4 protein-coding genes and 1 pseudogene are annotated in these 5,004 nt (G+C 68.8%); 4 read left to right on the forward strand and 1 reads right to left on the reverse strand.

Annotated elements, in window-relative coordinates; all coding sequences use genetic code 11:
* Positions 1 to 2,309: DNA ligase D (ligD, locus tag ABNT58_RS14915; protein WP_348754247.1), on the forward strand; the 2,309-nt coding region annotated here is incomplete at its 5' end.
* Positions 2,310 to 2,518: 209 nt separating this feature from the next.
* Complete coding sequence (locus ABNT58_RS14920; protein WP_348754248.1) at positions 2,519 to 2,734, forward strand: cold-shock protein; 216 nt, start codon at positions 2,519 to 2,521, stop codon at positions 2,732 to 2,734.
* A 45-nt stretch (positions 2,735 to 2,779) separates the two neighbouring features.
* Here the strand turns inward: ABNT58_RS14920 and ABNT58_RS14925 are convergent, their stop codons facing one another.
* The gene (locus ABNT58_RS14925) at positions 2,780 to 3,739 is read right to left on the reverse strand and encodes a LysR family transcriptional regulator (RefSeq protein WP_348754249.1); all 960 of its coding nucleotides are present in this window, start codon (positions 3,737 to 3,739) and stop codon (positions 2,780 to 2,782) included.
* A gap of 47 nt (positions 3,740 to 3,786) precedes the next feature.
* Between ABNT58_RS14925 and ABNT58_RS14930 the strand changes: the two genes are divergently transcribed.
* Both ABNT58_RS14930 and ABNT58_RS14935 read left to right on the forward strand, forming a co-directional pair.
* A complete protein-coding gene (locus ABNT58_RS14930; RefSeq protein ID WP_348754250.1) occupies positions 3,787 to 4,434 on the forward strand; it encodes a hypothetical protein in 648 nt (215 codons plus the stop codon).
* Positions 4,435 to 4,447: 13 nt separating this feature from the next.
* Positions 4,448 to 5,004 (forward strand): annotated as a pseudogene (locus ABNT58_RS14935) (peptidase M3); the annotation flags it as partial.

The following is a 5,004-nucleotide window of genomic DNA, read 5'->3' on the forward strand; positions in this document are numbered from 1 at the left end:
AAGGCCACTACGGCGCCGGCCAGGTCATCGTCTGGGACAACGGCACCTGGCAGCCCGAGGGCGATGCCCGCGCCGGCCTGGCCGCCGGCAAGCTCAAGTTCCGGCTGCATGGCCACAAGCTGGCCGGCCGCTGGACCCTGGTGCGCATGCGCGGCCGCGGCAACGAGCGGCAGACGCCCTGGCTGCTGATCAAGGAGCACGACGACGCCATGCGCCCGGCGGCCGAGTACAGCGTGACAGAAGCCGAGCCGGGCAGCGTGCTCAGCGACGCGATCATCGGCGCGGCGAAGGCCGTCACCAAGAAGGCGGCGGCCAAGAAGGCGGCCTCCAAGGCCGCGGACCGCACGAAGACGAAGGCCGCGGCACCGAAGCCTGCCAAGACGACCCAGCGCCCCACCGCGCCCCGCGTGCCCTTGCCCGAGGCCCTGGCCCCGCAACTGGCCACGCTGGTCGAAGGCGTGCCCACCGAAGGCGATTGGCTGTACGAGATGAAGTTCGACGGCTACCGCCTGCTGGCTCGCATCGAGGGCGGCGAGGTCAAGCTGTTCACCCGCAACGGCCACGACTGGACGGCCAAGCTGCGCGGGCTGGCCAAGGAGATGGCCGGGCTGGGCGGCGCAGGCGCGTGGCTGGACGGCGAGATCGTGGTGCTGGACGATGACGGCGTGCCCAGCTTCCAGCGGCTGCAGAACGTGTTCGAGCAGCGCCGCACGCAGGACATCGTGTTCTACCTGTTCGACGCGCCCTTCCTGGACGGGCAGGACCTGCGCGGCCTGCCGCTGCGCGAACGTCGCCAGCGCCTGCGTGAAGCACTGGAAGCGGCCGGCGAGCGGCCGCACCTGCGCTTCAGCGAAGACTTTGCGGTGGAGGCCTCGCACCTGCTGCACACCGCCTGCCAGATGCGCATGGAAGGGGTGATCGGCAAGCGCGCCGACGCGGCCTATGCCAGCGGCCGCAGCCGCAGCTGGATCAAGCTCAAGTGCCAGCAACGGCAGGAGTTCGTCATCGGCGGCTGGACCGATCCGCAAGGCAGCCGCACCGGCCTGGGTGCGCTGCTGCTGGGCGTGCACGATGCCGCCGGCACGCTGCACTACGCCGGCAACGTGGGCACCGGCTTCAACCAGCAGTCGCTGGCCGACCTGTCTAGACAACTCAAGGCCATCGCCGCCGACACCACGCCGTTCGAAGCGCTGCCACGTGGCATCAAGGGCCACTGGGTGCAGCCGAAGTTGATAGCCGAAGTGTCGTTCGCGGAGTGGACGAAAGACGGGCGCGTGCGCCAGGCGGTGTTCCATGGCCTGCGCAGCGACAAGCCGCCCCAGGCCATCGGCCGCGAGCAGGCGGTGCCGGCGCCGGGCCGCCAGGCCAAGGCCCCAGCCAAGACCCCAGCCAAAGCCAGGGCAAGCGCCCCGGCCCAGCTGCCGGCCAGCCTGCGCCTGACCCATGCCAGCCGCGTGATCGACGCCACCAGCGGCACCACCAAGCAGCAGCTGGCCGAGTACATGCAGCGCGCCGCCACACGGCTGCTGCCGCACCTGAAGGGCCGGCCGGTGTCGCTGGTGCGCGCGCCGGCCGGCGTGGCGGGCGAGCTGTTCTTTCAAAAGCACGACAGCGGCAAGATCAAGGGCCTGCGCCAGCTCGACCCGGCCTTCGACCCCGAGCATGCGCCGCTGATGGAAGTGGCCACGCGCGAAGCGCTGCTGAACGCGGTGCAGATGAATGTCATCGAGCTGCACACCTGGAACGCCACCACCCGCGCCATCGACCAGCCCGACCGCATGACCTTCGACCTCGACCCCGGCGAAGGTGTGGCCTGGCCGCAGATCGCCGAGGCTGCGCAGCTGGTGCATGCGCTGCTGGACGAGCTGGGCCTGCAGTCGCTGCTCAAGACCAGCGGCGGCAAGGGCCTGCATGTGGTGGTGCCCTTCAAGCCCTCGCTGGGCTGGGACGCGGTCAAGGCGCTGTCGCAGCACATCGTGCAGCACCTGGCCCGCACGCTGCCCGACCGCTTCGTGGCCAAGAGCGGGCCGAAGAACCGTGTGGGCAAGATCTTCGTCGACTACCTGCGCAACGGCCGTGGTGCCACCACGGTGGCGGCCTGGTCGCCGCGCGCGCGGCCGGGCCTGGGCATCTCGGTGCCGGTGGGTTGGGACGAGTTGCCGCAGCTGAGCAGCGGCGCGCATTTCCACATCGGCAACATCGATGAGCGCCTGCAGGCGCCCGACGCCTGGGCCACCGCGGCCCCCAAGGCCCGGCGCCAGGGGTTGAGCGCCGCGATGCGCATCCTCGACTTCGTGCCACCCGCATGAAATAGTTTGCAACCCAGGCGTGCAGGTGCCCTCAGGCGGGTACACTGGTTGGGTAGGCATACACAAGACCGTCTTCTCGAGGTCAGGTCGATCTTCCTGTCCCAATCGGTGGCAGGCTCGGAATGGATTTCTCCCCCTGGTGATTTCTTGCGTGTCTCTGCCACGCGTCAGCATGTGCTGCGCGTGCCTCTTTTAAACCAAGGATCATCATGTCCAATCAAACTCAAACCGGCACCGTCAAGTGGTTCGACGATGGCAAGGGCTTCGGCTTCATCACGCCTGAACAAGGCGGCAAGGACCTCTTCGCGCATTTCAAGGAAATCCGCGTCGAAGGCTTCAAGAGCCTGAGCGAAGGCCAGCGCGTCGAATTTGAAGTCACCCAAGGCCAGAAGGGCCCCCAGGCTTCGAACATCCGCCCGCTGTAATCCACAGCCGGCTCGATGCAAAAACCGCGGCTTGCCGCGGTTTTTTTACGTCTGTGCTTTGGGCGTGGCTGCCTTTCGCGGCGCACTGCGCTTGCGCCTGGCGCGGGCTGCGCCTTCGGCATCTTCCAGCTCGGCGAAGAAGTCGAACATCTGCTGCGCCGCTGGCGACAGGCTGCGCCCGCGGCGGCGTATGAGCCCCACATGCCGCGTGACCACCGGCTCTTCCAGCGGAATGCTCACCAGCAGCGGATGGTCCTGGCCCGGCATGGCCATCGAAGGCACCGCGGCCACACCCAGCCCGGCTTCCACCAGGCCCAGCAGCGTGGTCACGTGCTGCGCTTCGTACAGCGCCTGCGGCCGGCCCGGCATGCGGGCCAGCGCCTGGTCCATCAGCAGCCGGTTGCCCGAGCGCTGGCTCACGGCGATGAAGTCGTGCTCGGCCAGTTCCTGCCAGGTCACGCGGCGCTTGCGCGCCAGCGGATGGTCGCGCCGGCAGGCGGCCACGAAGCGCTCTTCCACCAGCGGGGTGAAGTCGATGTCGGGCTCGTTGCCGCCGATGAAGTTGATGCCGAAGTCGGCCTCGCCGCGCGAGACCGTGTCCAGCACGTCGTTGGCGCTGGCGTCCAGCACCCGCACCCGCACCTTGGGATAGGCCTCGCGGTAGCGCTGGATCACGCGCGAGAGGTAGTAGTACACCGTGGATGGCACGCAGGCGATGGTCACTTCGCCCATGCGCGTGGCCGCCACACCGCGGATGCCCAGCAGCGTGCTGTCCAGGTCGTCCAGGATCTGCTGCACCTTGCGTGCGAAGTCGCGGCCCACGGCGGTCAGGCTCACGCGGCGCGTGGTGCGGTCCAGCAGGCGCACGCCCAGGGCTTCTTCCAGCTTGTCGATGCGGCGGCTGAAGGCCGGCTGCGAGATGTGAACCGCCTCGGCCGCGCGGCGGAAGCTGTTCAACTCCGCCACGGCGCGAAAGGCCAGCAGGTCGTTCAGGTCGAAGTTCATGGATGGCATCATCCCGCCTTTGCGAACTTCCTACCGGGAGCCCGAACTTGAAGCGATTTTTCCCGCTGCTGACCGCCGCTGCGCTGATCGTGCCGGCCGTGTCGGCCCAGGCGCAAGTGCCGGTCGGCAAGACCACCAGCAAGGCGCCCATCCTCACCAAGGAAGAACTGCGCGCCTGCATGAAGCGCGAGACCGCCGTCAACGAACAACGCACCACGGCCGAGAACCGCAAGGCCGCGCTCGATGCCGAGCGGGCAGAGGTCACCAAGCTGTCCGAAGCGCTACAGCCGCTGAAGGCCGACGTCGACGCCAAGGCCGGTGCCGTCAAGCAGCTGAACGAGCGCACGCGCGCGCTGGGCGAACGCATCGTGGCCTTCAATGCCAAGGCCGCCAACCCGCCGGCCGACGATGCCGGCCGCAAGGCGCTGCAGGAAGAGGAAAAACAGCTCAAGACCGAGGCCGGTGCCATCGAGGCCGAAGGCAAGCCGCTGCAGGCCGCGTATGAAGCCGCGGTGGCTGCGCTAAACGACAAGGCCAAGGTGCACGACGAGCGCGCCGCGGCGTGGAACGAGAAGCAGACCCAGGTGGTGGCCGCCACGCGCGAAGCCGAGCAGGCCCGCCAGGGCTGGATGCTGGACTGCGCCGACCGCCGCTACCGCGAAGACGACGAGAAGGCCATCAAGGCCGGCAAGTAAGGGCAACGCCACCATGCTGCAACCCGCCACCAATCCGCTGCTGGGCGCCTGGACGGCGCCGCACGGCCTGCCGCCGTTCGACCAGATCCGCGCCGAGCACTTCGCGCCCGCCTTCGAGGTGGCGATGCAGCAGCACCGCGACGAACTGGACGCCATTGGCGCCCAGACCGCCGAGCCCGACTTCGAGAACACCATCGCTGCCTTCGACCGCTCGGGCCGGCTGATGAACCGGCTGGAAGCCTGTTTCTCCAACCTGGCCGCTTCCGAGGCCACGACCGAGCTGCGTGATGCGCAGCGCGCGCTGGCCCCGCGCATCGCGGGTCACGACAACGCCATCTACCTGCATGAGCCGCTGTTCCGCCGCATCGACGCGGTGTGGCAGCGCCGTGGCCAGCTGGGGCTGGATGCGCAGCAGCTGCGGCTGGTGGAGCGCATCCACCTCGACTTCGTGCGCACCGGCGCCCGGCTGGCGCCCGAGGCCCGCGCCCGCCATGCGCAGATCATGGAGCGCCTGGCCACGCTGACCACGCAGTTCGGCCAGAACGTGCTGGCCGATGAATCGGCCTACCG

It is taken from the genome of uncultured Aquincola sp. (assembly GCF_964001545.1).
In the GTDB taxonomy this organism is placed as follows: domain Bacteria; phylum Pseudomonadota; class Gammaproteobacteria; order Burkholderiales; family Burkholderiaceae_C; genus Aquincola.

Bases quoted from the DNA above. Each gene is read 5' to 3' on its own strand.
- ABNT58_RS14925 (WP_348754249.1), bottom strand. From the start codon at position 3,739: ATGAACTTCGACCTGAACGACCTGCTGGCCTTTCGCGCCGTGGCGGAG.
- ABNT58_RS14920 (WP_348754248.1), top strand. From the start codon at position 2,519: ATGTCCAATCAAACTCAAACCGGCACCGTCAAGTGGTTCGACGATGGC.